At 67.5% G+C, this 24,831-nt stretch carries 27 protein-coding genes; 15 read left to right on the top strand and 12 right to left on the bottom strand.

Annotated features, from left to right (window positions below; all coding sequences use genetic code 11):
* Positions 1–110 precede the first annotated feature (110 nt).
* The gene (locus ACM0PK_RS07400) at positions 111–3,173 is read left to right on the top strand and encodes a bifunctional diguanylate cyclase/phosphodiesterase (protein WP_414607009.1); all 3,063 of its coding nucleotides are present in this window, start codon (positions 111–113) and stop codon (positions 3,171–3,173) included.
* Between the two features lie 137 nt (positions 3,174–3,310).
* Here ACM0PK_RS07400 and ACM0PK_RS07395 read toward each other — a convergent pair whose 3' ends face one another.
* On the bottom strand, positions 3,311–4,192 hold the full coding sequence (locus ACM0PK_RS07395; RefSeq protein WP_111201833.1) for a LysR family transcriptional regulator: 882 nt from the start codon (positions 4,190–4,192) through the stop codon (positions 3,311–3,313).
* 96 nt (positions 4,193–4,288) lie between these two features.
* Between ACM0PK_RS07395 and ACM0PK_RS07390 the strand changes: the two genes are divergently transcribed.
* From ACM0PK_RS07390 to ACM0PK_RS07380, 3 genes are all read left to right on the top strand, one after another.
* Positions 4,289–4,699 (top strand): DoxX family protein, encoded by a 411-nt coding sequence (locus ACM0PK_RS07390; RefSeq protein WP_061478627.1) that lies wholly within the window; start codon positions 4,289–4,291, stop codon positions 4,697–4,699.
* Between the two features lie 31 nt (positions 4,700–4,730).
* Positions 4,731–5,519: a dioxygenase family protein gene (locus ACM0PK_RS07385; protein WP_180886299.1), complete on the top strand. Its 789-nt coding sequence runs from the start codon at positions 4,731–4,733 to the stop codon at positions 5,517–5,519.
* Positions 5,520–5,636: 117 nt separating this feature from the next.
* The gene (locus tag ACM0PK_RS07380) at positions 5,637–7,286 is read left to right on the top strand and encodes a Na+/H+ antiporter (protein WP_069140060.1); all 1,650 of its coding nucleotides are present in this window, start codon (positions 5,637–5,639) and stop codon (positions 7,284–7,286) included.
* A 79-nt stretch (positions 7,287–7,365) separates the two neighbouring features.
* On the opposite strand, the gene ACM0PK_RS07375 is transcribed toward ACM0PK_RS07380, so the two are convergent.
* Entirely contained in the window at positions 7,366–7,614 is a 249-nt protein-coding gene (locus ACM0PK_RS07375; protein ID WP_414606973.1) for a DUF3297 family protein, read from the bottom strand.
* Between the two features lie 90 nt (positions 7,615–7,704).
* On the opposite strand from ACM0PK_RS07375, the gene ACM0PK_RS07370 reads away from it, so the two are divergent.
* Entirely contained in the window at positions 7,705–8,247 is a 543-nt protein-coding gene (locus tag ACM0PK_RS07370; RefSeq protein WP_134969290.1) for a DUF6630 family protein, read from the top strand.
* A gap of 94 nt (positions 8,248–8,341) precedes the next feature.
* Here the strand turns inward: ACM0PK_RS07370 and ACM0PK_RS07365 are convergent, their stop codons facing one another.
* The 5 genes from ACM0PK_RS07365 to msrB form a co-directional block, all read right to left on the bottom strand.
* On the bottom strand, positions 8,342–8,617 hold the full coding sequence (locus ACM0PK_RS07365) for a DUF4031 domain-containing protein (protein ID WP_061478631.1): 276 nt from the start codon (positions 8,615–8,617) through the stop codon (positions 8,342–8,344).
* Between the two features lie 13 nt (positions 8,618–8,630).
* Positions 8,631–9,125 (bottom strand): hypothetical protein, encoded by a 495-nt coding sequence (locus tag ACM0PK_RS07360; protein ID WP_049440119.1) that lies wholly within the window; start codon positions 9,123–9,125, stop codon positions 8,631–8,633.
* Positions 9,126–9,222: 97 nt separating this feature from the next.
* The gene (gene motB / locus ACM0PK_RS07355) at positions 9,223–10,161 is read right to left on the bottom strand and encodes a flagellar motor protein MotB (RefSeq protein WP_231352507.1); all 939 of its coding nucleotides are present in this window, start codon (positions 10,159–10,161) and stop codon (positions 9,223–9,225) included.
* Between the two features lie 3 nt (positions 10,162–10,164).
* Positions 10,165–11,019: a flagellar motor stator protein MotA gene (gene motA / locus ACM0PK_RS07350; protein ID WP_005407915.1), complete on the bottom strand. Its 855-nt coding sequence runs from the start codon at positions 11,017–11,019 to the stop codon at positions 10,165–10,167.
* A gap of 91 nt (positions 11,020–11,110) precedes the next feature.
* Positions 11,111–11,578: a peptide-methionine (R)-S-oxide reductase MsrB gene (gene msrB, locus ACM0PK_RS07345; protein WP_231352508.1), complete on the bottom strand. Its 468-nt coding sequence runs from the start codon at positions 11,576–11,578 to the stop codon at positions 11,111–11,113.
* A gap of 139 nt (positions 11,579–11,717) precedes the next feature.
* On the opposite strand from msrB, the gene ACM0PK_RS07340 reads away from it, so the two are divergent.
* Both ACM0PK_RS07340 and ACM0PK_RS07335 read left to right on the top strand, forming a co-directional pair.
* Entirely contained in the window at positions 11,718–12,089 is a 372-nt protein-coding gene (locus ACM0PK_RS07340; protein ID WP_111201836.1) for a classical arabinogalactan protein 4, read from the top strand.
* Between the two features lie 143 nt (positions 12,090–12,232).
* On the top strand, positions 12,233–12,412 hold the full coding sequence (locus tag ACM0PK_RS07335; protein WP_072167733.1) for a lana protein: 180 nt from the start codon (positions 12,233–12,235) through the stop codon (positions 12,410–12,412).
* Between the two features lie 111 nt (positions 12,413–12,523).
* Here the strand turns inward: ACM0PK_RS07335 and ACM0PK_RS07330 are convergent, their stop codons facing one another.
* On the bottom strand, positions 12,524–13,003 hold the full coding sequence (locus tag ACM0PK_RS07330; protein ID WP_414606972.1) for an Lrp/AsnC ligand binding domain-containing protein: 480 nt from the start codon (positions 13,001–13,003) through the stop codon (positions 12,524–12,526).
* A 149-nt stretch (positions 13,004–13,152) separates the two neighbouring features.
* Here ACM0PK_RS07330 and ACM0PK_RS07325 point away from each other — a divergent pair, with 149 nt between their 5' ends.
* Together ACM0PK_RS07325 and alr are read left to right on the top strand one after the other, a co-directional pair.
* Positions 13,153–14,457, top strand: a complete 1,305-nt coding sequence (locus tag ACM0PK_RS07325; RefSeq protein WP_099486354.1) for a D-amino acid dehydrogenase — start codon at positions 13,153–13,155, stop codon at positions 14,455–14,457.
* Complete coding sequence (alr, locus tag ACM0PK_RS07320; RefSeq protein WP_134972308.1) at positions 14,436–15,503, top strand: alanine racemase; 1,068 nt, start codon at positions 14,436–14,438, stop codon at positions 15,501–15,503. The genes ACM0PK_RS07325 and alr overlap by 22 nt, the downstream gene beginning before the upstream one ends.
* An 88-nt stretch (positions 15,504–15,591) precedes the next feature.
* Here alr and ACM0PK_RS07315 read toward each other — a convergent pair whose 3' ends face one another.
* A complete protein-coding gene (locus ACM0PK_RS07315; RefSeq protein ID WP_049412742.1) occupies positions 15,592–16,155 on the bottom strand; it encodes a DUF3016 domain-containing protein in 564 nt (187 codons plus the stop codon).
* 244 nt (positions 16,156–16,399) lie between these two features.
* On the opposite strand from ACM0PK_RS07315, the gene ACM0PK_RS07310 reads away from it, so the two are divergent.
* Positions 16,400–18,388 carry a hybrid sensor histidine kinase/response regulator gene (locus tag ACM0PK_RS07310; protein ID WP_414606971.1) on the top strand — a complete coding sequence of 663 codons (1,989 nt, stop codon included), beginning with the start codon at positions 16,400–16,402 and terminating at the stop codon, positions 18,386–18,388.
* 43 nt (positions 18,389–18,431) lie between these two features.
* Positions 18,432–18,725 carry a DUF3247 family protein gene (locus tag ACM0PK_RS07305; RefSeq protein WP_019660923.1) on the top strand — a complete coding sequence of 98 codons (294 nt, stop codon included), beginning with the start codon at positions 18,432–18,434 and terminating at the stop codon, positions 18,723–18,725.
* A gap of 70 nt (positions 18,726–18,795) precedes the next feature.
* Here ACM0PK_RS07305 and ACM0PK_RS07300 read toward each other — a convergent pair whose 3' ends face one another.
* Positions 18,796–19,059, bottom strand: a complete 264-nt coding sequence (locus tag ACM0PK_RS07300; RefSeq protein WP_005415125.1) for a hypothetical protein — start codon at positions 19,057–19,059, stop codon at positions 18,796–18,798.
* 157 nt (positions 19,060–19,216) lie between these two features.
* Here ACM0PK_RS07300 and ACM0PK_RS07295 point away from each other — a divergent pair, with 157 nt between their 5' ends.
* From ACM0PK_RS07295 to ACM0PK_RS07285, 3 genes are read left to right on the top strand one after another with little or no spacing between them, the layout of a single operon-like run.
* Positions 19,217–20,281: a class I SAM-dependent methyltransferase gene (locus ACM0PK_RS07295; RefSeq protein WP_180885598.1), complete on the top strand. Its 1,065-nt coding sequence runs from the start codon at positions 19,217–19,219 to the stop codon at positions 20,279–20,281.
* Positions 20,278–20,979 carry a pseudouridine synthase gene (locus ACM0PK_RS07290; protein WP_180885600.1) on the top strand — a complete coding sequence of 234 codons (702 nt, stop codon included), beginning with the start codon at positions 20,278–20,280 and terminating at the stop codon, positions 20,977–20,979. The genes ACM0PK_RS07295 and ACM0PK_RS07290 overlap by 4 nt, the downstream gene beginning before the upstream one ends.
* On the top strand, positions 20,976–21,659 hold the full coding sequence (locus tag ACM0PK_RS07285; RefSeq protein ID WP_072167739.1) for an HAD family hydrolase: 684 nt from the start codon (positions 20,976–20,978) through the stop codon (positions 21,657–21,659). The genes ACM0PK_RS07290 and ACM0PK_RS07285 overlap by 4 nt, the downstream gene beginning before the upstream one ends.
* Positions 21,660–21,754: 95 nt before the next feature.
* On the opposite strand, the gene fabB is transcribed toward ACM0PK_RS07285, so the two are convergent.
* Together fabB and fabA are read right to left on the bottom strand one after the other, a co-directional pair.
* Positions 21,755–22,963, bottom strand: coding sequence for a beta-ketoacyl-ACP synthase I (fabB, locus tag ACM0PK_RS07280; protein ID WP_414606970.1), 1,209 nt, complete (start codon positions 22,961–22,963; stop codon positions 21,755–21,757).
* Entirely contained in the window at positions 22,963–23,478 is a 516-nt protein-coding gene (gene fabA / locus ACM0PK_RS07275; protein ID WP_005415130.1) for a 3-hydroxyacyl-[acyl-carrier-protein] dehydratase FabA, read from the bottom strand. Before fabA ends, fabB begins: the two co-directional genes overlap by 1 nt.
* A 190-nt stretch (positions 23,479–23,668) precedes the next feature.
* On the opposite strand from fabA, the gene dinB reads away from it, so the two are divergent.
* On the top strand, positions 23,669–24,763 hold the full coding sequence (dinB, locus tag ACM0PK_RS07270) for a DNA polymerase IV (protein ID WP_414606969.1): 1,095 nt from the start codon (positions 23,669–23,671) through the stop codon (positions 24,761–24,763).
* Positions 24,764–24,831: the final 68 nt, after the last annotated feature.

Here is a 24,831-nt window from a genome sequence, read left to right as displayed (position 1 = left end):
CCGCCCGTCCTGTGCAGGATCTGGCTGAACGCGCAGACGCGATCTTCACGCCGTCACCGGGGTGGTGCATGCTGGACCCTGGAGCCCTGCGCGGACACGGGGAGGTGGCCATGCGGGGGCGGGTCAGGCGTCAAGAATGGCGTCCACCGGCCGTTGAGGTCGGGGACGTGGAGGATTCGTTCGCGCATGAAGCCAGCCGACTGCACAAGGAACACCCGCCGATGCCCGCGCTGAAACGCGCGTTGGCCCGCCCGCTGCGCGCCATTACCTGGGGCGGAGTGCTGCTGGGCGTGCTGCTGGTAACCGGCCTGACCCTCATGCTGGTCAATGACTACCACCGCCGCCTGGAAGCGGCACAGCGGCAGAGCCGGGCGCTGGCGGTGGGCAGCGAGCGCCTGCTGGCGCTGGAACTGCGCAACCTGGAGCGCGCCATGTCCGGCATCGCCGCCGACGCCGCCGAGCTGTTCCGCAGCGTGCCTGCGCAGGCGCCGGCCTTGATGGATGCCTCCATCGGCGGGGTGCTGGGCCGGCATGCCGAACTGCACAGCATCGCCGTGCTCGACCGCCATGGCCGACCGTTGACGGCCGGCGAGGGCGACCTGCAGCTGCCGCTGTGGACCGACCCGCAGCGTCGTGGCCAGGGCAGCGCCCTGTACATCGGCCCGCCGCAGCGGGCCAGCGATGGCGGTTGGGTGGTGCCGTTGGCGCTGCCGATGGCCGGCGAACGCTGGCTGCTGGCACGGTTGCGCTGTGGCGAACTGCAACGCATCGTCGGCGGCCTCGATGTCGGCCCCAACGGACTGGTCTCGATCAGCGATGCCGAGGGTTACATGCTGGCCCGCGTGCCTGATCCGCACGGCACGGTGGGCCGCCGCTACGGCCTGCCGCGCCGTGACCTGCTCGGCACGCAGGCGGTGGTCGAGCTGGGCAGCGTGCCGGGTGTGGTCGACGGCGTACCGCGCATCATGACCATCAGCACGCTGGAACACAGCCCGCTGGCGGTGCAGGTCGGCCTGGCCGACGAAGACGTACTGGCGCCGTGGTGGCCGTACCTGCAGGCGTCGGTGGCGATCGTACTGGCTTACATCGCGGTGTTGCTGGTGCTGCTGTACGCCGTGCGGCGCAGCACCCGCAGCCAGCAGGCGATGGCCGAGGAGCTGAAAACAGGCCACGCCGAGCTGCGTCTTGCGCACCAGGTCGGTCGTGTCTGTACCTGGTACGTGGATGAGGACGCCGCATTGCTGCGCTGGTCGCCGCTGGCGCGCGAGATCTTTGGCGTGCAGACCGATGCGCTGTCGGTGGCCGATTTCTTCGCACGCGTGCACCGCGACGATGCCGCGCGCCTGCAGCATGCCTTTGACCAGGCATTCGCCGGCGGCGCCGTGCTCGACCAGGTGTTCCGCCTGGTATTGCCCGGGGGCGAGGTGCGCTGGGTGGGCGCGCGTGGGCAGCGGGTGGAAGTGGCCGACAGCGAGCGGCGCATGATCGGCGCGCTGACCGACCTGAGCGAGCGTTACCAGGCGCGCGAGCAGGTGAGCGAAGTGGAACGGCGCTTCCGGCTGCTGTTCGACCGCAATCCTGCACCGTTCTGGGTGTTCGACCCGGATACGCTGCGCTTCATCGAGGTCAACGACGCTGCGGTGCGCCAGTACGGCTACAGCCGCGACGAGTTCCTGGCGATGAGCATCCTCGACATCCGCCCGCGCGAAGGCTGGGACGAAGTGCGTGGTGCCATCCAGCGCGCACAGGTGGGCGATCCTCCGGACGCGACCGTGCGCCTGCACCGGCGCAAGGACGGTAGTGTGTTCGAGGTGCGCGCACACCTGTCCAAACTCGATTTCGATGGACAGCCGGCGTGCCTCGTGCTGGCCGAGGATGTCAGCGAAAGGCTGGCCTACGAGCGCGACCTGGCCTATCGGGCACGGCACAACCCGGCCACTGGCCTGCTCAACGTGCGCGCCCTGACCGAACAGCTGGACGAGCAGCAGCAGGGCTATACCATCGCCTTCGTGCAGTTGCGTGGCCTGCAGCTGGTGGCGGATACGCTGGGCCGTGAGATCGGCGATGCGGTGCTGCAGTCAATGGCGACCCGGCTCGGTGGACTGGGGGCGCGTTGCGGCACGCTGGCATTCCAGCCGGCGGAAGACTTCGTGTTCGCGATCGGGCCCGAGCACGATACCCAGCGCGTGCTGGATGACCTGCTGCAGATCGTGTCAGCGCCGATGCGTGGCAAGGATTCACTGCACCAGTTCGAGCCGCGCATCGGTGTGGCCGTGCACACTGCCGGTGACGGCCACAGCGCCGAACAGGTGATCGGCATGGCCGCGCAGGCCGCGCACGCGGCGCGTGCCGAGGGCAACGTGGTGGTCTGGTTCGATGCGGCAGTGACCACGCGGCTGGCCGACCGCCTGCGCCTGGCCGGGCGCATCCACGCCGCCATCGACAACGAGTTCCAGCTGTACTTCCAGCCGATCCGGCACGCCAGCGATGGCAGCCCGGCCGCGCTGGAGGCCCTGCTGCGCTGGCCGCAGGCCGATGGCAGCTTCATCCCGCCCAACGAGTTCATCCAGCTGTGCGAGGACACCGGGTTGATCCTGGCGCTGGGCCGCTGGGTGATCCGCGCCGCGGCGAAGGCACAGCGGCGGCTGGTCGAGGCCGGTTGGGGCGAGCTGCCGATCGCGGTCAACGTGTCTGCGGTGCAGTTCTTCAACAGCGACCTGGTGGCCGAGTTCACCCGAGCCCAGCAGGAATTCGGCCTGGCCCGCGGTGCGCTGCACGTGGAGCTGACCGAGAGCAGCCTGATGCGCAAGCCGGCGCAGGCGATGCAGACCATGCAACGCCTGCACGAGCAGGGCATCAGCGTGTCGCTGGACGATTTCGGCACCGGCTATTCCAGCATGTCCTATCTGCAGCACCTGCCGCTGGACATCCTGAAGATCGATCGCAGTTTCGTCGCCGACGTGGAAACCAATCCGCGCAACGCTTCGATCTGCCGCGCATTGCTGTCGCTCGGCCACAGCATGGGCCTGACCATCATCGCCGAGGGCGTGGAAACGCCGGGGCAGCTGGATTGGCTGGCCGCGCACGGCTGTGACCAGGTGCAGGGCTACCTGCTGGGGCAGCCGGCGCCGCTGGAGCGGATCATCGACGCGCTGGATGAAGTCCCTGCCTGATCGGGGCTTCGTATTTGCCGGCCAGCGGCCGGCACTACCCGACTGAAGCATGACGGTAGTGCCGGTCGCTGGCCGGCAAGCATCAGACGGAAGCATGACGGTAGTGCCGGCCGCTGGCCGGCAAGTGCCATCCTCGGCTACACCCCGGCCTCCACCAGGTGGTCGATGAAACTGCGCACCTTCGGCGCCAGGTGGCTACGGCTGGCATACACCGCGAAGATGCCGATCGGCGAGGCCTCCCATTCCGGTAGCACGCGCACCAGGCGGCCATCGGCCAGCGCGTCTTCCAGCAGGAAGTCGGGTTGCAGGATCACACCCATGCCGGCGATCGCCGCTTCGCGCAGCACGTCGCCGTTGTTGGCGTGCAGCAGGCTGTTCACCGCCACCTTCACTTCACCGCCGGGTCCCTGCAGCGGCCAGTGGTCGCCAGCGGCCCAGTAGCTGTAGCTCAGGCACGCGTGATCCTGCAGGTCCTGCGGCGTCTGTGGGGTGCCGCGTGCAGCCAGGTAGGACGGCGCCGCGCACAGGCTCACCCGCGATTCGCCCAGCCGGCGCGCGATCAGCGCCGGGCTCGGCTCGCGGGTGATGCGGATGGCCACGTCGTAGCCTTCCTCGACCATGTCCACCAGGCGGTCGGACAGGGCCAGGTCCAGTTCCACCTGCGGGAAGCGCTCGCGGTAGCTGGCCAGCAACGGGCCAAGGCGGGCGATGCCCCAGCTGACCGGTGCGTTGATGCGCAGCGTGCCGGAGGGTTCCAGCGCCTGCGCGCCGATGCTGGCCTCCAGCGCGTCGAACTCGGCCAGCAGGCGCACGCACTGGGCGTAATAGGCGGCGCCGGTGCTGGTGGGGCTGACCCGCCGCGTGGTGCGGTGGAGCAGGCGGGTGGACAGGCGCTTTTCCAGTGCCGCGACCTGGCGGGTGACGCCGGCGGTCGACATGTCCAGGGCCTGCGCGGCGGCACTGAAGCCGTTGCGCTCGACCACCGCTACGAACACGCGCATCGCCTCGAGGGTGTCCATTGTTGCGTCTTCTGAAATAAATACGGTCAAGCGATCGTATTTATCGGCTCGTAAAGGCGCAATAACCTGTCTCCATTCCCTTCAAAGTGCTTTGCCATGCACACCACGACCGCTCCTGTCTCGCCGCTGGCCCCGTACGGTGCCACCCTGCTGCGCCTGGCCCTGGGCGTGCTGTTCTTGGTCCATGCGCTGATCAAGCTGCTGGTATTCACCCCGGCCGGTACGGCGGCATTTTTCGAATCGCTGGGCCTGCCCGGCGTGCTGGCTTACCTCACCATCGGCGCCGAGCTGGTGATCACCACTGCGCTGCTGCTGGGCATCTACGCGCGCTGGGTGGGCCTGGCCGGCGTCCCGTTGCTGCTGGGCACCATCGTCACCGTGCACGGCGCCAACGGCTTCGGTTTCGCCAATGCCGGCGGCGGCTGGGAATACCCGGCGTTCTGGGCGCTGGCGCTGGTGGTGCTGTTCCTGGTCGGCGACGGCAAGTGGACCCTGCGTTCGCGCTGATCGCCGCCTGACCCTGCAACTGGAGCATTCCATGTCCCGCCTGCCTTCGTTGTACATCTCCCACGGCTCGCCGATGACCGCCCTGCATCCGGGCCAGGTCGGCGTGCGCCTGGCCGAGCTGGCGCGCGACCTGCCGACGCCGCGCGCCATCGTGATGGCCTCGGCGCACTGGCTGGGGCGGCAGCCGCGGGTCGGCGCGCATCCGCAGCCGCCGACGATCCATGACTTCGGCGGCTTCCCGCGCGCACTGTTCGAACTGCAGTACCCGGCGCCCGGCGATCCGGCGCTGGCCGAAGAAGTGGCCGGCCGCATCGCCGCTGCCGGCCTGCCGGTGGCGCTCGACCCTCAGCGTGGCCTCGACCATGGCGCGTGGGTGCCGCTGCGGCTGCTGCGCCCGCAAGCCGACATCCCGGTGGTGCCGCTGTCGATCCAGCCGCTGCTCGGCCCCGGGCACCAGTTCGCGCTGGGCCGCGCGCTGGCGCCACTGCGAGAGCAGGGCGTGCTGCTGGTCGGCTCGGGCAGCATCACCCACAACCTGCACGACTGGGGCGACTACCAGGACGGCAAGGAAGCACCGTACGTGCGGCCCTTCATCGAGTGGGTCGAGCAGCGCCTGGCCGCCGATGATCGCCAGGCCCTGTTCGACTACCGCCGGCAGGCGCCGTTCGCCGAACGCGCGCACCCGACCGACGAGCACCTGCTGCCGCTGTTCTTCGCGATGGGCGCAGCCGGCGAGGACAGCTTCGGTGCGCGGCGCATCGATGCCGGCATCGACGCCGGCTTCCTCGCCATGGACCTGTACCGCTTCGACGGGGCATGAGCCGGGGCTGACGCGCGACCGCCCCGGCCGTCGCGCTCATGGCCGCATGTGGTAGTTTTTTCCGGGTTTCCGGCGCTGGCCTTCGAGCCTCCCCGCGCGCCGCTTCCTGGAAGAAGCATGCATACCATTGAAGTCGTCCTGGCGATGCTGGTGGCCGTTGTCGCCAGCGGCTACCTGGTTCGCGTCCTGCCGTTCTCGTTGCCGCTGCCGCTGGTGCAGATCGGCCTGGGCGCGGTCATCGCCGGGGTGTTCAACCGCGGCCACGCGCTGGAGCCGGAAGTGTTCTTCCTGCTGTTCCTGCCGCCGCTGCTGTTCCTTGATGGCTGGCGCATCCCCAAGCAGGGCCTGTTCCGCGACAAGGGCGCGATCCTCGAACTGGCGTTCGGCCTGGTGGTGTTCACCGTCATCGGTGCCGGCCTGCTGATCCACTGGATGATTCCGGTGATGCCGCTGGCGGTGTGCTTTGCGCTGGCGGCCATCGTCTCGCCGACCGACCCGGTGGCGGTCGGCGCGATCGCCTCCAAGGCACCGATTCCCAAGCGACTGATGCACATCCTGGAAGGCGAGTCGCTGCTCAACGATGCGTCCGGCCTGGTCTGCTTCCGCTTCGCGGTGGCGGCGGTGATGACCGGTTCCTTCTCGCTGGCCACGGCCTCGCTGACCTTCGTGTGGGTGGCCGTGGCCGGCCTTGCGGTGGGCGTGGCGGTCACCCTTGGTGTGTCGACCTTCCAGCGCTGGCTGTGGCGCCGCTTCGGCGAAGAGCCGGGTGCGGCGATGCTGGTCAACCTGCTGATCCCGTTCGCGGCCTACCTGCTGGCCGAAGAAATCCATGCCTCGGGCATCCTCGCCGCAGTCGCCGCCGGTATCGCGATGAGCTACGTCGAGCTGACCGGCCGTGTCTCCGGCAGCATGCGCGTACAGCGCGCGGGCGTCTGGAACATGCTGCAGTTCAGCTTCAACGGCATCATGTTCGTGCTGCTGGGCGAGCAGCTGCCCGGCATCGTCGAGCGCGCCACCACCACTATGAACGAGTCCGGCCACCAGAGTGCATGGTGGCTGCTGGTGTACGTGGTGGTGATCAACCTGGCACTGATCCTGTTGCGCCTGCTGTGGGTATGGCTATCGCTGCGCTGGAACCTGCTGCGTGCACGCCGCCGAGGCCTGGAACGCGGCGAGGCACCGAACTGGCGCATCGTGGTGGCGACCTCGGTGGCCGGCGTGCGCGGCGCGATCACCCTGGCTGGCGTGCTGACCCTGCCGTTGTTCCTGCCTGATGGCAGCGCGTTCCCGGCGCGCGACCTGGTGATCTTCCTGGCCGCGGCGGTGATCCTGTTCTCGCTGGTCGGCGCCAGCGTGGCGCTGCCGCAGCTGCTGAAGGGCCTGCAGCTGCCGGCCGATTCGGGCGAGCGCAAGGAAGAGGACCTGGCACGCCGGCTGTCGTCCAAGGCCGCGCTGGCCGGGGTCGAGCGCATGCGCCAGCAGCTGGTGATGAACCAGAACACCGAGAACGTGCAGCTGTACAACGACGCTGCCTCGCGGGTGAGCCTGCTGTACCAGCGGCACCTGGAGAAGGACAACGACGGGCCCGACGTGGACCCGGAGAAGGTGCGGCGCATGGAGCTGGGGTACCGCCAGCTGCGCAGCGCCGGCCTCAATGCCGAGCGCGAGGAACTGTTCCGGTTGACCCGGCGCGGGGTGATCTCCGACGAGATCTCGCGGCGCCTGATCCGCAACCTGGACCTGCTGGAATCGCGCAAGCGCGAGTGACGCGGCGGCCATGCGCCGTCGAGCGGGGTCAGATCCCTTTCCTGAGGAAAGGGATCTGACCCCAGGTCGGAACAGCCGGTTATTCCGGCTTCTGGTCCAGGAAATACACCTCGACCTTGCCCTTGACCTTGATCGTCATCGGATTGCCACGGCGGTCGCGGGCCTTGCCGGCCTGCACGCGGATCCAGCCTTCGCTGACCGAATATTCCTCGACGTTGTCGCGCTCGACGTCGTTGAAACGCACGCCGACGCCGCGCTCCAGCACCTGTGCATCATGGAAGGGGCTGGCCGGGTTGATCGCCAGATGGTCGGGAGGGGTATCGCTCATCGCTTCATTCACAGTGACGGCCACCAAGGCCGGCTTCAGCGGCACAGGATAAACCGTAGAATGCCGGCCTGCCCCAGAGGACGTTCCGCCATGCCCGACAACAGCGACTATTTCGACTTCGAGGAAGACATCCACGACTTCGACGAGGATGGATTCGAGGCGCGGGTCTGGAACCTGCTGGTGCTGATCAACCCGGGCGACGAAGAGTTGGCCCTGCAGCAGTTCAACCGCTGGCGCGAGCACCTGTCCGAGGACGGGCAGCCGCTGGAAGCGGACAGCGACTGGCTGCCGGCGCTGTTCACCGCCATCGCCTGGCAGTCCGGTTTCGATGTGGAGCGCGACGACCTGGAATCGCTGCAGTCGGCGGTCAACGAGCTGTCGGCGCGCTTCAACCTGCAGCTGGACTGGGGTGGCGACCTGGACGACGAGGACTTTGCCGAAGGCCTGGACGGCGTGCAGCTGATGGCCACCGCCTTCGACCGCCTGCGCGAGCACAACTACACGCTGTGGAGCGTGGATGCCGGCCGCGACGGCTTCACCGGCGTGATGGCGCTGACCCGTGACGACGACGCGATGCTGGCGCTGTGCTCGCTGCTGAACGTGGAAATCCGGCTGGGCAGCGACCCGTTCTGAGCGGGCCTGTAGAGCCGAGCCCACGCTCGGCTGCATTTCGCGTAGAGCAGCCGAGCATCGGCTCGGCACTACAGAAGGCAAACGGCAGCCGAGCCTATGGCCGGTATTGCGCCCGGGCGTTGGCGATCACCGCCTTGACCAGTTCGCGCTCGGTGTGCCGGGAAATCGCTCGCGCGCCAAGCGCGATCGCCTGCGCGCGCAGCTCGACCGTGACATCGTAATGGGCACCGCTGGCCTTGTTCTGGAAGGCCCGCGGGGGGATGCCGAGCTGCGCCGCCATCGCGTGCAGCTCGGCCAGGGTGTCGGCCATCAGGTGCGCCCAGCGCTGTCCGCGCCAGGGATGCACCGCGTCATCGACGTAGACCGTCACCGCCGCGGCCGGTTCAGGCCTGCGGCTTGCTGTCGCTGTCAGCGGCCGGGGTGGCCTCGGCGTCGGCAGCAGCTTCAACCACATCGCCTTCGGCGGCCTCAGCGGCTTCTTCGCCTTCTTCGGCTTCCACGGTCTCGAACTCGGACACCAGCTTGTCCAGATACTCGTCAGCGGTCTGGCCGGATTCAGCGGCCAGGGTGTCCAGCAGCTTCTGCAGCAGTTCGGAGTACTCCAGGTTGACCTTGCGGCCTTCCTTCTCCTGCACGTTGGACAGGTGTTTGAGCATGGCCAGCATCGGCACCGGGTTCTCGGCGTTGCCCATGGTCTGGCCACCAATGGCCAGCAGCCATTCGCGGCCCTGCAGGCCGATGGCGGCGACCACCTGGCCGTCTTCGTTGGTCAGCACGGCATGGTTCTGCACCTGCTGCTGCGCGTTCAGGCGGAGGAACGGGCGCTTGCCCTGCTGTTTCTTGCGCTTGTCACGCTTGGCCTTGGAGGACTGGGACATGGGGTGGGGTCACCTGGAAACGGAAAGACCACCATTGTAGCGGCCGCGCGCAGGTGGGGTCAGATCCCTTTCCACGGGAAAGGGATCTGACCCCGGTTCAGTGCGCCTCACCCTGCGCGGCCTGCACGTCCGGGTCGGTGGTGGGCGCCGACAGCCCCACCTGCGGGCCGGCACCCGCCAGGGCGGCCGCTTCGGCGGCCTGGGTCATCACCACGATGCTGATGCGGCGGTTGATCGGGTTCTGCGGGTCGCCCTTGTCGAACAGCACCGATGAAGACAGGCCGACCACGCGGGTGATCTTGTTGTCCTCCAGGCCGCCGTCCACCAGCGCGCGCCGGGCGGCATTGGCACGATCGGCGCTCAGTTCCCAGTTGCCGTAGCCACGTGCAGCCGAATAGGCGGTGATGTCGGTGTGGCCGGTCAGGCTGATCCGGTTCGGCACGTGGTTCAGGTAGTTGGCCAGCTCGTGCAGGATCTGCTGCGTGTACGGTTTCAGCGTGGCGCTGCCGAGGTCGAACATCGGCCGGTTCTGCTTGTCCACGATCTGGATGCGCAGGCCCTCCGGGGTCAGGTCCAGCAGCAGCTGGTCCTTGAACGGCTCCAGGGCCTGGCTCCTGCTGATCGCTTCCTGCAGCTCCTTCATCAGTGCTTCCAGCTGCTGCTTGTCGCGCTGCTGCTGGTCCACCGGCTGCGGTACCGCTTCCTTCTGGTTCTGGAAGGGGTCGTTGCTGTTGCCACGCGAAATGTCGGTGGCACCGCCCAGCTTGATCATCGAGGTGCTGGCGCCGCCCGGGCCGGCCATGCCGGGCGCCGGCGTGGCGCTCTGACCGCTCAACGGGCTGGGGTTGCGGAAGTACTCGGAAATGGCCGCACGGTCGTTCTTGTTGGTGGTGGCCATCAGCCACAGCACCAGGAAGAACGCCATCATCGCGGTCACGAAGTCGGCATAGGCCACCTTCCACGAACCACCATGATGGGCGGCGTGGCCGGCCTTCCTGACCCGGCGGACGATGACGGTGGGCTTGGTCTCGGCCATGGCTTACTTGACCGTCTTCAGGTGCTGCTCGAAATCGGAGAAGGCCGGGCGCACGTTCGACGGCAGCGTCTTGCGGGCAAATTCCAGCGCGATCTTCGGGTTGTAGCCGCGCAGGCAGGCCAGCAGGGCGGTCTTGACCGATTCGTAGATGCGGCTGTCCTGCTCGGCGCGGGCCTCCATCGCGGCCGCCATCGGGCCGACGAAGCCGTAGCCCAGCAGGATGCCCAGGAAGGTACCGACCAGCGCGCCGGCCACGTGGCCACCGACCTCGACGATGTCGCCACCGATCGAGCCCATGGTGATGACGATGCCCAGCACCGCGGCGACGATGCCGAAACCGGGCAGCCCGTCGGCGACCTTGGTCAGCACCTGTGAGGGCGCCATGGCCTCGGCGTGGTGCTTTTCCAGCTCCAGTTCCAGCAGCGGTTCCAGCTCATGCGGCTCGATGTTGCTGCCGATCATCAGGCGCAGGCAGTCGGTGATGAAGTCGATCAGGTGGTGGTCGGCCTGCACCTTGGGGTAATTGCCGAACAGCGCGCTTTCGGCCGGGCGCTCGACATGGTCTTCCAACGCCATGAAGCCTTCGCGGCGGGCCTTGTTGAGCAGTTCATAGAGCAGGCTGAGCACATCGATGTAGTCCTGCTGCTTGTAGCGCGGGCCCTTGAACACACCCACCATGGCCTGCAGGGTCTGCTTGACCGTCTTGGCCGGGGTACCGACCAGGAACGCGCCGAGCGCGGCGCCGCCGATGATGACCAGCTCGTAGGGCTGCCAGAGGGCACCCAGGCGGCCGTGGGCACCGAGGTAGCCCCCGATCACGCTGATGATGACGACCAGGAATCCGACGATGATGAGCATGGGGCGACGCAGGGAGAGGGGATATCTCCTTGTCGGCCCGTCGCCCGGGTTTCTGAAGAGGGAATTCTGTGAAATCGGTCAGCGGGGTGTTTCAGCCGGCCACGCCGCTTTCCGCGCCGCCCCGCTGCAACGGATCGGGCCAGGGCTCGCCATTGCCGGTGAACGAAAGTGAGACGGAGTTCAGGCAGTGGCGCTCGTAGGTGGGCGGCGGGCCGTCCGGGAACACGTGGCCCAGGTGGCTGCCGCAGCGCGCGCAGGTGATCTCGGTGCGCACCATGCCGTGGCTGGTATCACGGATCTCGCGCACGTGCGCCGGGTCGAACGGGGCAAAGAAGCTGGGCCAGCCGGTGCCGGAATCGAACTTGGTGCTGGAGCGGAACAGTGGCAGCGCGCACAGCCTGCAGCAGTAGACCCCCTCGCGCTTGTTGTCGAGGAACACGCCGCAGAACGGCGCCTCGGTGCCGTGCTGCAGCAGCACGCGGCGCTCCTCGCTGCTGAGACCAGTGATCAGCGCCTCGGTCTGGGTGGCAGTGGGGGGCGTCAGGTCGAAGGCGGTCATGGCGGCGCTCCGTGGGTTGATGGCCTGGGGATGGTGGAAAACGTGGGGGTGAAAGCGCGACCTTGCAAGTGTGATGGCCGTTCATGGGCGGCACACAGGGGCAGGCGCAAGGTGAACGCGATCCACGCCGGAGCGTGCCATGAAACCGATCCTTCCCCTGCTGCTGGCCCTGTTGCCCATCGTGGCGCTGGCGCAGGTGCCGACCGCCGACCCGACTGCGACCCGCAGCGCGACCACCGTGGCGCCGCAGCCCGTGGCACCACCGCCACAGGCTGCTCGCCCGCAACCGCAGGTGCTGCCGTCGCCGCAGCCGGTGCAGCCGATCAAGTCCACCGGTCCGGCCCGGGTCGCGCCGGCACCGGTACCGAAGCCGGCCGACAAGGTCTATGACCGCAATGGCCGCATTGTTCCCGGCGTGCGCCCGGCCGGCCCGAACCGCGTGTTCGATTCGCGCACCGGCCGCTACTACGACAGCGTGCCGGCTGGCGACGGGCAGCAGATCAAGCGCTGAGCCCTGGTGCGACCAAGGTTGGCTGCTGGCTGGCGCTGAGCGGGCTGAACGCACGAAAACAGCATCCAGCCGATCACTGCTTTTTCGCCTGCGATTAACCGTTCCGGGACCACCGTGGCCCTGCGCCGGCATCCCGCCGCCGCATGTCCTTCGTCCACTGGATCGCGACCATGAAAAACCAGCAGAACCGTCATCCCGGCAAGGAACCGCAGGGCCGCAACCCGCAGCAGCAACAGCAACAACAGCAGATGGAGCCGCAGCCGCCGCACAAGGGCGGCAAGCAGCAGGAACAGCGCTCGCAGAAGCATCCGCAGCAGCGCTGACTGTCGCCATGACCGGGGTCAGAGCCCGCTGCGCGGGATCCGACCCCTTGCCAGATGCCGACCGGGGTCGGATCCCGCGCAGCGGGCTCTGACCCCAACCGGTTCCCAGCTTCAATCCGGAATCGGCAGGCTCAGCGTCTCCTTCACCTCTTCCATCACGATGTAGCTCTTCGACTCACGTACATGCGGCAGTGTCAGCAACGTACTGCCGAGCAGCTTGCGGTAGGAAGCCATTTCACTGATCCGTGCTTTCAGCAGGTAATCGAAGTCGCCCGACACCAGGTGGCACTCCAGCACGTTGGGCAGCTTCAGCGCGGCGCGGCGGAATTCCTCGAAGATGTCGCCGGACTTGTAGGCCAGGCTGATCTCCACGAACACCAGCAGGCTGGCCTTTACCGCGGCCGGGTCGAGGTGGGCGTGATAGCCGGTGATCACCCCTTCGCGTTCCAGGCGGCGCACGCGCTCGGTGCACGGGGTGGTCGACAGGCCGACCCGCTCGCCCAGCTCGGTGAAGGAGATGCGGCCTTCGGCCTGCAGGATGCGCAGGATCTTGCGGTCGATCTTGTCCAGTTCGCGGGTACGGTTGGCCATGGCCGTCAACCTTGGGGAATGAATTGCAGGAGAACATCCTGCCTGTTGATTTCAATTCAGGCAAATCAACTGGTATTGACTGTCTATACTTCCCCAATTATGGCCCCGGCACGCTCCAGTGCAGGGAATGATCGGGTTGGAGAAGTCCCATGCGAGTCCTAGTTCTCGGCAGCGGCGTGATCGGCACTACCAGTGCCTGGTACCTGCGACAGGCCGGGTTTGAAGTCACGGTCATCGACCGCCAGCCCGGCCCAGCGCTGGAGACCAGCTTCGCCAATGCCGGCCAGCTGTCGTTCGGCTATACCTCGCCGTGGGCGGCGCCGGGCGTGCCGAAGAAGGCGATCGGCTGGCTGTTCGAGAAACACGCGCCGCTGGCGATCAGGCCGGGCATGGACCTGGCCCAGTACCGCTGGCTGTGGCAGATGCTGCGCAACTGTACCCACGAGCGTTATGCGATCAACAAGGCGCGCATGGTGCGCATGTCCGAGTACAGCCGCGACTGCCTGAACGAGCTGCGCGCGCAGATCGGCATCGAATTCGAAGGCCGCGACCTGGGCACCACCCAGTTGTTCCGCACCCAGCAGCAGCTGGATGCCTCGGCGCAGGACATCGAGATCCTGGCCCAGTACGGCGTGCCGTACGAGGTGTTGGACCGCGCCGGCATCATCCAGGCCGAACCGGCCCTGGCCCACGTCGATGGCCTGGTCGGCGCGCTGCGCCTGCCGCGTGACCAGACCGGCGACTGCCAGCTGTTCACCCGCCGCCTGGCGCAGATGTGCGTGGATGCCGGCGTCGAATTCCGCTTCGACCAGGACATCACCGGCCTGGAATTCGATGGCGACCGCATCACCGGCGTGCGCATCGACGGCAAGCTGGAAACCGCCGACCGCTTCGTGGTTGCGCTTGGCAGCTACTCGCCAGCGCTGGTTGCACCGCTGGGCATGCGCCTGCCGGTGTACCCGCTGAAGGGCTATTCGCTGACCCTGCCGATCACCGACCCGGCGATGGCGCCGACCTCGACCATCCTCGATGAGAGCTACAAGGTGGCGGTGACCCGCTTCGACGACCGCATCCGTGTCGGTGGCATGGCCGAAGTGGCCGGCTTCGACCTGTCGCTGTCGCAGCGCCGCCGCGAGACCCTGGAACTGGTGGTCCGCGACCTCTACCCGAAGGGCGGCGACCTGTCGCGCGCGCAGTTCTGGACCGGCCTGCGCCCGGCTACGCCGGACGGTACGCCGGTGATCGGCGCCACGCCGTTCCGCAACCTGTACCTCAACACCGGACACGGCACGCTGGGCTGGACCATGGCCTGCGGCTCGGGCCGCTACCTGGCCGACCTGATGAGCGCGCGACAGCCGCAGATCAGCACCGAAGGCCTGGATATTTTCCGCTACGGCCAGTACGGTCACGCGCCGCAACACGAGAACCGCACATGCGTCCTGCCCGCGCGCTGATCGATCTGGGCGCCCTGCGCAGCAACTACCGGCTCGCCCGTGAACTGGGCGGTGGCAAGGCCCTGGCGATCATCAAGGCCGATGCCTATGGGCATGGCGCGGTGCGCTGTGCGCAGGCGCTGGAAGGTGAGGCCGATGGTTTCGGCGTGGCCACCATCGAGGAGGCACTGGAGCTGCGCCAGGCCGGCATCCGTGCGCCGATCCTGCTGCTGGAAGGCATCTTCGAGCCCAGCGACATGGCGCTGGTGGCCGAGCATGACTTCTGGTTCGCCGTCGGTTCGCCGTGGCAAGTGGAGGCACTGGCGGCGTTCGACAGCCCGCGCCCGTTGACGGTGTGGCTGAAGCTGGACAGCGGCATGCACCGCCTCGGCCTGGACGTGGACAGCTTCCGCGCGACGCATGCACGCCTGTCGGCGCTGCCGCAGGTCGAGCGCATCGTGCTGATGACCCACCTGGCACGTGCCGACGAACTGGACAGCGAGCGCACCCGCGAGCAGGCCGCAACCTTCGCGCGCGCCATTGATGGATTGGAGGGCGAGACCAGCGTGTGCAACTCGCCGGCGCTGCTGGGCTGGCCGGAGGTGCGCAGCGATTGGGTGCGCCCGGGCCTGATGCTGTATGGCGCCAACCCGCTGCCGGATGACACCGCGTTGACCGCGCGACTGCGCCCGGTGATGACGATGCAGTCCAAGGTGATCGCCGATCGCTGGATTGAAGCCGGTGAACCAGTGGGGTATGGCGCGCGCTTCGTGGCCAAGGCGCGCACCCGCGTGGGCGTGGTCGCGCTTGGCTATGCCGACGGTTACCCGCAGTTCGCCCCGAACGGCACCCCGGTGCTGATCGACGGCCAGCCCGGCGGGCTGATCGGGCGCGTGTCGATGGACATGTTGACGGTGGACCTGACCGCGCATCCGCAGGCCGGCATCGGCAGCGTGGTGGAGCTGTGGGGTTCCGCGCCGACGCTGTCGGAGCTGGCGCCGCGCTGTGGCGTCAGTGCCTACCAGCTGCCGTGCGCGGTCAAGCGCGTGGCGAAGGTGTACGTGTAGAGCCGAGCCCACGCTCGGCATCAGTAGCGGCCGACCCTGGTCGGCGCTGTGAATGCGTGTCGACCAAGGTCGACACCTGCCGATGGGCCTACCGTGCTGCGGTGGCCTGCGCTGTCAGCTGCCGCTTCACCCAGTCGTCGATCAGGCGCTTTTCGTAGCGCAGTGGATCGCTGTCGCTCTTCAGGCCGATGTTGTGCAGGTAGCCGGTATCGCTCAGGCGCGCGTCGCCCTCGCTGACGATGCGGCCGCTGGCGTCCTTCAGCGTGTACTGCAGGCTGATCCGCGGTGGGTAGATGTCGCGCATGATCCGGATGTCGCGGCCGCGCGGGCCGTGCCACGGCTCGTAGTCACCGGCGCGCTTGATGTCGACCAGGGTCACATCAAGCGTCTGTCCCGGTTGCAGCGGTTTGGCGGCAGCGGTCTGCAGGTAGCGTGCCAGCTGCTGCACCCAGTCGCCACGCTCGGCTTCGAAGCGGTTGGTACTCTGGCGGATCTCGGTGAACTTGGCCGGATCGTCCCACTTCACGCTGACCGGGCCATCGGCCTGCAATGCGCGGGGAGCTTCCGGGTCGGTCACGGTGCGCGGGGCCGCGCTGGCGCCGCCCGCCGCCAGGGCGCCTGCCAACAGGGCAATCGCGAGTGAGCGTTTCATCACGGTCTCCTGCGTCCCCTCGATGGGGGCGATGTTGATCACAGATCGAGTGTGATCCTGCTTCCCGGTATCGGCAATGGCCGCATGCGTTGTCTGCAAGAGCGGTTGCCGCCAATTCATCGACGTCAACCATGACTGACGGCGCTTGACGCTGTGAATACGCCCTTTGGAAGATGCTGTGCCTCCAATCTGGCCTGCACAGACACCCTTGTCCACACTGCCGCCCCTCGTGGAGCGCCCACCGATGACGGTGCCGGCGCCCGAACCCGACCTGCATCATGGCGTGCTTGAGCGCATCAACGCCGGTTTCTGCGTGATCCAGGTGCTGTTCGAGGGTGATCGTGCGGTCGACTACCGCTTCATCGAGGTCAACGATGCCTTCGAGCGCCACACCGGGCTGAAGGATGCGCGTGGAAAGCGCATGACGGCGCTGGAGCCCGGCCATGAGCAGGACTGGTTCCGCATCTATGGCGAGGTCGCACGCAGCGGCCGCCCGGCCCAGTTCGAGATGGAGGCGCGTGCGCTGGGCCGCTCGTTCGCGGTGGATGCGGTGCGCGTGGGCCGGCCGGGCGAGGACAAGGTCGGCATCCTGTTCTTCGACATCACCGCACGCAAGCAGATGGAAGTGGAGCTGGGCGAAAGCGAAGCCCGCTTCAGTGCGCTGGCCGACGGCCTGCCGATGCCGGTGTGGGTCTTGGACGAGCGCGGCCATGCCCGTTTCGTCAACAGTGCCTTCAGCGAGTTCTTCGGCGGTGACGAGACGCGCGTGCCGGAGGACGTCTGGCGCGGCCTGGTGCATCCGGACGACGCATCGGTCTTCGAGTACGAACTGCAGGAAGCATTGAAGGCGCAGCGCTCCATGCATGCGCTGGTGCGCGCACGCCGTGCGGATGGCCAGTGGCGCTGGATGGAGATGAACGCCCGCCCGCGCTTCTCGCGCATGGGCCGCTTCATCGGCCTGGCCGGCAGCAGCCCGGACGTGACCGAACGCCGCGAGATCGAGCTGGCCCGCGAGGAACTGCTGCAGTCCGAGCGTGCCGCGCGCAGTGCTGCGGAAAACATGGCGCGGCTGAAGGATGAATTCCTGGCCACGCTGTCGCATGAGCTGCGTACGCCGTTGACCACCATCCTCGGCTGGAGCGAATTGCTTCTGCAGCGCGTGGACAACACCAGTCCGCTGTACAAGGGCCTGAACGTGATCGCCAACAGCGCCGGTGCGCAGAAGCGGCTGATCTCGGACATGCTCGACCTCAGCAGCATGCTGCTGGGCAAGGTGCAGCTGGAGGTGGAAGTGCTGGACCTGTGCGCGGTGCTGGGTGAGGCAGTCGGCGCGCAGGAACTGGTGGCCGAAGGCAAGGCGCTGGACGTGCACCTGCAGCTGCCCACGCAACCCAGCCTGGTGCTGGGCGACGCCACGCGCCTGCAGCAGGTGTTCTGGAACCTGCTCTCGAACGCGATCAAGTTCACCCCGGCTGAAGGCCGTATCGACCTGCAGCTGCGGGCCGACGGCAACTACTGGGAGATCACCGTGCGTGACAGCGGTGATGGCATCGCACCCGAATTCCTCAATCATCTGTTCAGCCGCTTCCGCCAGGCCGACGGCACCACCACCCGCCGCCATGGCGGCCTGGGCCTGGGCCTTGCGATCGTGCAGCAGCTGGTCGAACTGCATGGTGGCACGGTCACTGCGGCCAGCGAGGGCCACGGCCACGGCGCGACCTTCACCGTGCGCCTGCCCCAGCATGTTCCCGATGCCGAACGGCGGCCGCTGCGCGAAGTGATCAGCGGGCCGATCCTGGAGCCGGTGATCGTCGAGCCGTATCCGCTGCGCGGCATGCATGTGCTGGCGGTGGAAGACCAGCCGGAAGTGCTGGAGTACCTGCGGCGCATGCTGGAAGAGCAGGGCGCCAGCGTGTCTGCGGCCAGCTCGGCCGGCGAAGCGCTGGCATTGCTGGCCGACACCGGCCACCTGCAATACCACGTGCTGCTGACCGACATCGGCATGCCGGGCATGGATGGCTATGGGCTGGTGCGCACCTTGCGCGAGGACATGGGCGTGGATGCGGCGACCTTGCCTGCGGTGGCGGTGACTGCACTGGCGCGTGCCGACGACCGTCGCCGCGCGCTGGCCTCGGGCTTCCAGGAGCATGTGGCCAAGCCGTACTCGGTAGCGCAGCTGGTGGCTGCCGTGCGCAAGGTGCAGGTGCCGCGCGCGGACAGCGCGCTGCACTGAACATTCACGGCCGATCGGCGACCCTGCAGTCAGGAGGTCGCCGATGTCCCGTATAGCTCCACGTATCCACACCGATCCGGCGCAGATCGCGCGCCTGGAAGCCCTGCTGCCGCAGCTGGATGGCGAAACGCAGGTGGAACTGATTCTGCACGATGGCCGCCGCCTGCTCGGCACGGTGGCGGTGAGGCCAACTGTGCAGCAATACCGCAACGCCGCTGGTGATGAAGGCAGCAACGGCCAGTTGCGCCTGGATGACTACGACACGCCGGTGCAGCAGCACCATGTGTGGCTGGATGAAATCGCCAGTATCAACCGCCTGCCACCCAAGGCGCCTTGATCCGATGTAGAGCCGAGCCCACGCTCGGCTCTGCCGCCGCCCGAGCGTGGGCTCGGGCGCTGCAGATGTGTCAGTGCTCGAACAACGTCGGCGTCGCCTCGAATCGGCGTGCGTACGCCCGCTCCTCTGCAACCCTCGCCACCTCGTCATCGGCCAGGTCCGGTGCCCCATAGACGGCGTAGGCAACGCTGCCGTCGGCACCATGACCGATCTGATGCAGCCGATAGCGCGAGTGGCCGCCGCCGGTGTCCTCTGGGTAGTGCACGGGCGGATGGCTGCCTTCCAGGTCCATTTCACTGTTGTCGACCACGCCACCGACGAACAAGGCTCGCATGCAGGTTCTCCTGGGTTTCCGGGGGAGCCTCTACCCTGAACGTTTCAATGTTTCTGGCGGATCAAGGCCCCGTTCGGGTTTCGCAAAGCGGGCCGCCGGGGCCGGCCCGGCCAAGCCGGTACAATGGACGGCCCTCACGCTTGAAGTACCCGCGCCGATGGCCTCCAGCGACGACGCCCCCCTGCAGACCCTGCTCCTGCCGTTCTCCCAAGGCGCCCTGCGCTGGCCGGAGGGCCCGGTGGCCTTCCTGCGTGCCCGCGATGGCTGGCCATTGCGCGAAGTGGCCGGCAACCGCGAGGTGCACTGCGAACAGAGCTTCGCCCCGTTCGCGCAACCGCTGCAGCAGGCTGCCGGCTGGACCGTGAGCGGGCAGCTGGATGACGCGGCCGGCAAGGGCCGCTACCCGTTGGTGCTGGTGCTGCCGCCGCGCCAGCGCGAAGAAGCCCGTGCGCTGTTCGCCCGTGCGCTGGCGCTGGTCGCCGATGGTGGCCGCATCGTTGCCTGCCAGTCCAACAACGAAGGTGCGCGTTCGGGCGAGGGCGACCTCAAGCAGTTGGCCGGCCTCGGTGGCTGCCTGACCAAGAACCACTGCCGCGTGTACTGGACCGCCCCGCTGCAGGGCCAGCACGACGTTGACCTGGCCAAGCGCTGGTCGGCGCTGGATGCGGTGCGCCCGATCGTGGGCGGTCGCTTCCTCAGCCGCCCGGGCGTGTTCGCCTGGGATCGCATCGATCCGGCGTCGGCGCTGCTGGCCGAGCACCTGCCGGCCGACCTGGCCGGACGCGCCGCCGACCTCGGCGCCGGCTACGGCTATCTGTCGCGCGAACTTCTGGAACGCTGCCCGAAGATCACCGCGCTGGACCTGTACGAGGCCGAGCAGCGCGCGCTGGCGCTGGCCGAGCTCAATCTGGCGCCGCCGCCGCGCCCGCTGCCGCTGCGTCTCCTGTGGCAGGACGTCACCGCCGGCATCGAGCCGGGCTACGACGTCATCATCAGCAACCCGCCGTTCCACACGCCTTCGCGCGCTGACCGCCCGGACATCGGCCAGCGCTTCATCGCCGTGGCTGCGCAGGCGTTGCGCCCGGGCGGGCGCCTGTACGTGGTGGCCAACCGCCACCTGCCTTACGAGCACACACTCAACGACAGCTTCGGCGCGGTGCGCGTGGTCGCCGAGCGCGACGGTTTCAAGCTGGTGGAAGCCGTGAAGGGGAAGGGCAAGTGAAGCTGGTCAAGCACATCGCCAACCTGGGCTATGGCAGCCGCAAGCAGGTGCAGTGGATGTTCCGCGAAGGCCGCGTCACCGACGCCGATGGTGAGGTGCTGTATGCCGACGACCAGGTGCCGCATGACGCCATCCGGGTCGATGGCGAGCCGCTGGACCCACCGCCGGGGCTGTCGATCGCGCTGCACAAGCCGGCTGGCTACACCTGTTCGACCAAGGACACCGGGCGCCTGATCTACGACCTGTTGCCGCCGCGCTTCCGCGACCGCGATCCGGTGCTGTCCACGGTCGGCCGCCTCGACCGCGAGACCAGTGGCCTGCTGTTGCTGACCGACGATGGTGGCCTGCTGCACCGGATCATCTCGCCGAAGTCGAAGCTGCCGAAAGTCTATGAGGTCGAGTTGAGCGAGGACCTGCGCGGCAACGAGGTGGCGCTGTTCGCCAGCGGCACGCTGATGCTGGAATCGGAGAAGACGCCCCTGCTGCCGGCTGAACTGGAAGTGCTGGGTGCGCGCCGTGCGCGGCTGGTGCTGCACGAAGGCCGCTACCATCAGGTACGCCGCATGTTCGCCGCCACCGGCAACCACGTGCAGGCCCTGCACCGCAGCCGCGTCGGCGGGCTGGACCTGCAGGGGCTGGACGAAGGGCAATGGCGGCAGCTCACCCCTACCGACCTGGATACGCTGTTCGCTCCATGACCCCCATCGCTGCGCTGCCGTTTCTCCCCGACGCCGTCATCTTTGACATGGACGGCCTGATGATCGACAGCGAGCGTGTCTCGCTGGCCTGCTGGGGCCAGGCCGCCGATGAATTCGGGCTGGGCCTGGACGAGGCGGTGTTCCTGCGCATGGTCGGCCTCGGCGACCGCGATTCGCACGCGCTGCTGCGCGCGCAGGGCATCGAGGACAGCGTGATCGATGCGGTGGCCGCACGTTGCCACGACCTGTATGAGGCACGCACACAGACCGGGTTGCCGTTGCGTCCGGGCATCCTGGAATTGCTGGAGCTGCTGAAAGTGCACGCGGTACCGCGGGCGGTGGCCACCACCACGCGGCAGCCGCGGGCCAACCGCAAGCTGGCCGCTGCTGGCCTGCTGCCGTATTTCGATGCGGTGATCACCAGTGGCGACGTGGCGCGGCCGAAGCCGGCGCCGGATATCTACCTGCTGGCCGCGCAGCGATTGGGGCAGGTGCCCGGGCGTTGCCTGGCGCTGGAGGATTCACCGGCCGGTACGCGCGCGGCGCTGGCGGCCGGCATGACCGTGATCCAGGTGCCTGACCTGGTGCATCCGGATGAAGAGCTGCGTGCCCTGGGACACCGCATCGTTGGATCCCTGGTGGATGCGCACGCGCTGCTGCTGCCGTTGCTGCCGAAGTAAGGTGGGTGCCGGCCGTTGGCCGGCACTGAGCCGAGCATGGCTCGGCTCTACATCTATTGGTGGGTGCCGACCGTTGGTCGGCACACCTGCCCCCATCACACCCGCCCGAACACCAACGCGGCGTTGGTGCCACCGAAGCCGAAGCTGTTGGACATTACCGTATCCAGTTTCTGCTCGCGGCTCTCGCACAGGATCGGGAAGCTCTCCACCTTCGGGTCCAGCTCGCCGATGTTGGCCGAACCGGCAACGAAGCCATCGCGCATCATCAGCAGGCAGTAGATCGCCTCGTGCACGCTGGCTGCACCGAGCGAGTGCCCGGACAACGCCTTGGTCGAAGACAGCGGCGGCACTGCATCGCCGAACACTTCGCGGATCGCGTTGAGCTCGGTGACATCGCCAAGCGGGGTCGAGGTGCCGTGGGTGTTCAGGTAGTCCAGCGGGCGATCGACACCCTGCAGCGCCATCTTCATGCAGCGCACCGCACCTTCACCGGAGGGCGCCACCATGTCGGCACCGTCGGAGGTGACGCCATAGCCGATCAGCTCGGCATGGATGTGAGCACCGCGTGCGACGGCGTGGTCGTAATCCTCCAGCACCAGCATGCCGCCACCACCGGCAATGACGAAGCCGTCGCGGTCCTTGTCGTACGGGCGCGAGGCACTGGCCGGGGTTTCGTTGAAGCTGGTCGACAGGGCACCCATCGCATCGAACATCACGCTCATCGACCAGTGCAGGTCTTCGCCACCGCCGGCGAACATGATGTCCTGCGCACCGTGCCGGATCATGTCCGCAGCGGCGCCGATGCAATGCGCCGAGGTCGCGCAGGCAGCCGACAGCGAGTAGCTGACGCCCTTGATCTGGTAGGCCGTGGCCAGGCAGGCCGAGACCGTCGAACACATCGTGCGCGGCACCATGTACGGGCCGACCTTGCGCACGCCACGTTCGCGCAGCAGGTCGACCGCGCCGATCTGCCATTCGCTGGAGCCGCCACCGGAACCGGCGATCAGGCCGGTGCGCAGGCTGCTGACCTGCTCGGGGCTGAGCCCGGCATCGGCGATGGCATCGCGCATGGCCAGGTAGGCGAAGGCCGCCGCGTCGCTCATGAAGCGCTTCTGCTTGCGGTCGATCAGCGCCTCCAGATCGAGGTCGACACGACCGCCGACCTGGCTGCGCAGGCCCGCTTCGGCGTGGTCGGCCAGGGCGGTGATGCCCGAGCGTCCTTCACGCAGCGCGGCCGAAACGGTATCCAGATCATTGCCGAGGCAGGACGTGATGCCCATGCCGGTGATGACGACGCGACGCATCAGAAGCTCCCGGTTTCGGTGAACAGGCCGACGCGCAGGTCGCGCGCGCTGTAGATTTCGCGGTCGTCCACGTACATGCGGGCGTCCGACTGGGCCATCACCAGCTTGCGGTTGATGACCCGGCTGATGTCGATCTCGTAGCGTACGAGCTTGGCGTCCGGCAATACCTGGCCGGTGAACTTCACCTCGCCACAGCCCAGCGCGCGGCCCTTGCCGGGTGCACCCAGCCAGGTCAGGAAGAAGCCGGTCAGCTGCCACATGGCATCCAGGCCCAGGCAGCCTGGCATCACCGGATCGCCGATGAAGTGGCAGCCGAAGAACCACAGGTCCGGGCGGATATCCAGTTCGGCGCGTACCATGCCCTTGCCATGCGGTCCGCCGTCCTCTCGGATGTCGGTGATGCGGTCGAACATCAGCATCGGGTCGTTGGGCAAACGGCCGGCGGCGGTGCCGAACAGTTCACCGCGTGCGCTGGCCAGCAGCTGTTCGCGGTTGAACGCGTGGAGACGGGTCATGAAGCACAATCCTGGAAGCGGAGAACAGGGAAACAAGCGCCCGAGAATGCCCGTGGAAACTGCGCCGATCAAACATTTCAACCGTACGCAACCGTAGTGTTTTCAAGGGAATACGCGCATCCTGTTGATGTGCAACGACCATACTTCGGCGTGTGGCCCACCCGGCCCGGCCCCGCCTTTTCCACCTGACATGACCCGACTGCGCAAGATCATCCACGTTGACATGGACGCGTTCTACGCGTCGGTGGAGCAGCGCGACGATCCGTCACTGCGCGGCAAGCCGGTAGTTGTGGCATGGCGCGGCGCACGCTCGGTGGTGTGCGCGGCATCGTACGAGGCACGCGTGTTCGGTGTGCGTTCGGCCATGCCGGCAGTGCGGGCCGAACGCCTGTGCCCGGATGCGATCTTCGTGCCGCCCGACTTCGCACGTTACAAGGCGGTGTCACGCCAGGTGCGCGAGATCTTCCTGCGCCACACCGACCTGGTTGAACCGTTGTCACTGGATGAAGCCTACCTGGACGTGACCGAGCCGAAGAGCGGCATCGAACTGGCTACCGATATCGCCCGTACCATCCGCATGCAGATCCGTGAGGAGACGAACCTGACTGCTTCAGCCGGGATCGCGCCGAACAAGTTCCTGGCCAAGATCGCCTCGGACTGGCGCAAGCCCGATGGCCAGTTCGTGATTCCGCCGCAGCGGGTGGACGCCTTCCTGCTGCCGTTGCCGGTAAGCCGGATGCCTGGCGTCGGCAAGGTGATGGAAGGCAAGCTGGCCGCGCGCGGCATCGCCACCTGCGGCGACCTGCGGCAGTGGGCACTGATCGATCTGGAAGAAGCGTTCGGCAGTTTCGGCCGCAGCCTGTACAACCGCGCACGCGGCATCGACGAGCGGCCGGTGGAACCGGACCAGCAGGTGCAGTCGATTTCCTCGGAGGACACCTTCGCGGAGGACCTGCTGCTGGAAGACCTGACCGAGGCCATCGTGCAGCTGGCAGAGAAGACCTGGAAGGCAACCCGCAAGACCGAGCGTGTCGGTCATACCGTGGTGCTGAAGCTGAAGACCGCGCAGTTCCGCATCCTCACCCGCAGCTTCACCCCGGAACGTCCGCCGGAATCGATGGAAGAACTGCGCGACATCGCACTGGCCCTGCGCACCCGCGTCGACCTGCCAGCGGAGACGCGCTATCGGCTGGTGGGTGTCGGGCTGGGCGGCTTCCGCGAAAAGGAACCGGTGGTGCAGGGGGAGTTGTTCGAGCACGGACCGAACGAGTCCACATCCCTCTGATCGGCAAAGGCGGGGTCAGAGCCCGTTGCGCAGCAACGGGATCCGACCCCGGCAGATTGCCGAGATCT

This window comes from Stenotrophomonas sp. FR010 (genome assembly GCF_047520755.2).
GTDB classification, from domain to species: domain Bacteria; phylum Pseudomonadota; class Gammaproteobacteria; order Xanthomonadales; family Xanthomonadaceae; genus Stenotrophomonas; species Stenotrophomonas sepilia.
This window is presented reverse-complemented; position numbering and strand designations above follow the sequence as displayed.

Bases quoted from the DNA above. Each gene is read 5' to 3' on its own strand.
- ACM0PK_RS07400 (WP_414607009.1), top strand. From the start codon at position 111: ATGCGGGGGCGGGTCAGGCGTCAAGAATGGCGTCCACCGGCCGTTGAG.
- ACM0PK_RS07395 (WP_111201833.1), bottom strand. From the start codon at position 4,192: ATGGACACCCTCGAGGCGATGCGCGTGTTCGTAGCGGTGGTCGAGCGC.
- ACM0PK_RS07390 (WP_061478627.1), top strand. From the start codon at position 4,289: ATGCACACCACGACCGCTCCTGTCTCGCCGCTGGCCCCGTACGGTGCC.
- ACM0PK_RS07385 (WP_180886299.1), top strand. From the start codon at position 4,731: ATGTCCCGCCTGCCTTCGTTGTACATCTCCCACGGCTCGCCGATGACC.
- ACM0PK_RS07380 (WP_069140060.1), top strand. From the start codon at position 5,637: ATGCATACCATTGAAGTCGTCCTGGCGATGCTGGTGGCCGTTGTCGCC.
- ACM0PK_RS07375 (WP_414606973.1), bottom strand. From the start codon at position 7,614: ATGAGCGATACCCCTCCCGACCATCTGGCGATCAACCCGGCCAGCCCC.
- ACM0PK_RS07370 (WP_134969290.1), top strand. From the start codon at position 7,705: ATGCCCGACAACAGCGACTATTTCGACTTCGAGGAAGACATCCACGAC.
- ACM0PK_RS07360 (WP_049440119.1), bottom strand. From the start codon at position 9,125: ATGTCCCAGTCCTCCAAGGCCAAGCGTGACAAGCGCAAGAAACAGCAG.
- motB (WP_231352507.1), bottom strand. From the start codon at position 10,161: ATGGCCGAGACCAAGCCCACCGTCATCGTCCGCCGGGTCAGGAAGGCC.
- motA (WP_005407915.1), bottom strand. From the start codon at position 11,019: ATGCTCATCATCGTCGGATTCCTGGTCGTCATCATCAGCGTGATCGGG.
- msrB (WP_231352508.1), bottom strand. From the start codon at position 11,578: ATGACCGCCTTCGACCTGACGCCCCCCACTGCCACCCAGACCGAGGCG.
- ACM0PK_RS07340 (WP_111201836.1), top strand. From the start codon at position 11,718: ATGAAACCGATCCTTCCCCTGCTGCTGGCCCTGTTGCCCATCGTGGCG.
- ACM0PK_RS07335 (WP_072167733.1), top strand. From the start codon at position 12,233: ATGTCCTTCGTCCACTGGATCGCGACCATGAAAAACCAGCAGAACCGT.
- ACM0PK_RS07330 (WP_414606972.1), bottom strand. From the start codon at position 13,003: ATGGCCAACCGTACCCGCGAACTGGACAAGATCGACCGCAAGATCCTG.
- ACM0PK_RS07325 (WP_099486354.1), top strand. From the start codon at position 13,153: ATGCGAGTCCTAGTTCTCGGCAGCGGCGTGATCGGCACTACCAGTGCC.
- alr (WP_134972308.1), top strand. From the start codon at position 14,436: ATGCGTCCTGCCCGCGCGCTGATCGATCTGGGCGCCCTGCGCAGCAAC.
- ACM0PK_RS07315 (WP_049412742.1), bottom strand. From the start codon at position 16,155: ATGAAACGCTCACTCGCGATTGCCCTGTTGGCAGGCGCCCTGGCGGCG.
- ACM0PK_RS07310 (WP_414606971.1), top strand. From the start codon at position 16,400: ATGACGGTGCCGGCGCCCGAACCCGACCTGCATCATGGCGTGCTTGAG.
- ACM0PK_RS07305 (WP_019660923.1), top strand. From the start codon at position 18,432: ATGTCCCGTATAGCTCCACGTATCCACACCGATCCGGCGCAGATCGCG.
- ACM0PK_RS07300 (WP_005415125.1), bottom strand. From the start codon at position 19,059: ATGCGAGCCTTGTTCGTCGGTGGCGTGGTCGACAACAGTGAAATGGAC.
- ACM0PK_RS07295 (WP_180885598.1), top strand. From the start codon at position 19,217: ATGGCCTCCAGCGACGACGCCCCCCTGCAGACCCTGCTCCTGCCGTTC.
- ACM0PK_RS07285 (WP_072167739.1), top strand. From the start codon at position 20,976: ATGACCCCCATCGCTGCGCTGCCGTTTCTCCCCGACGCCGTCATCTTT.
- fabB (WP_414606970.1), bottom strand. From the start codon at position 22,963: ATGCGTCGCGTCGTCATCACCGGCATGGGCATCACGTCCTGCCTCGGC.
- fabA (WP_005415130.1), bottom strand. From the start codon at position 23,478: ATGACCCGTCTCCACGCGTTCAACCGCGAACAGCTGCTGGCCAGCGCA.
- dinB (WP_414606969.1), top strand. From the start codon at position 23,669: ATGACCCGACTGCGCAAGATCATCCACGTTGACATGGACGCGTTCTAC.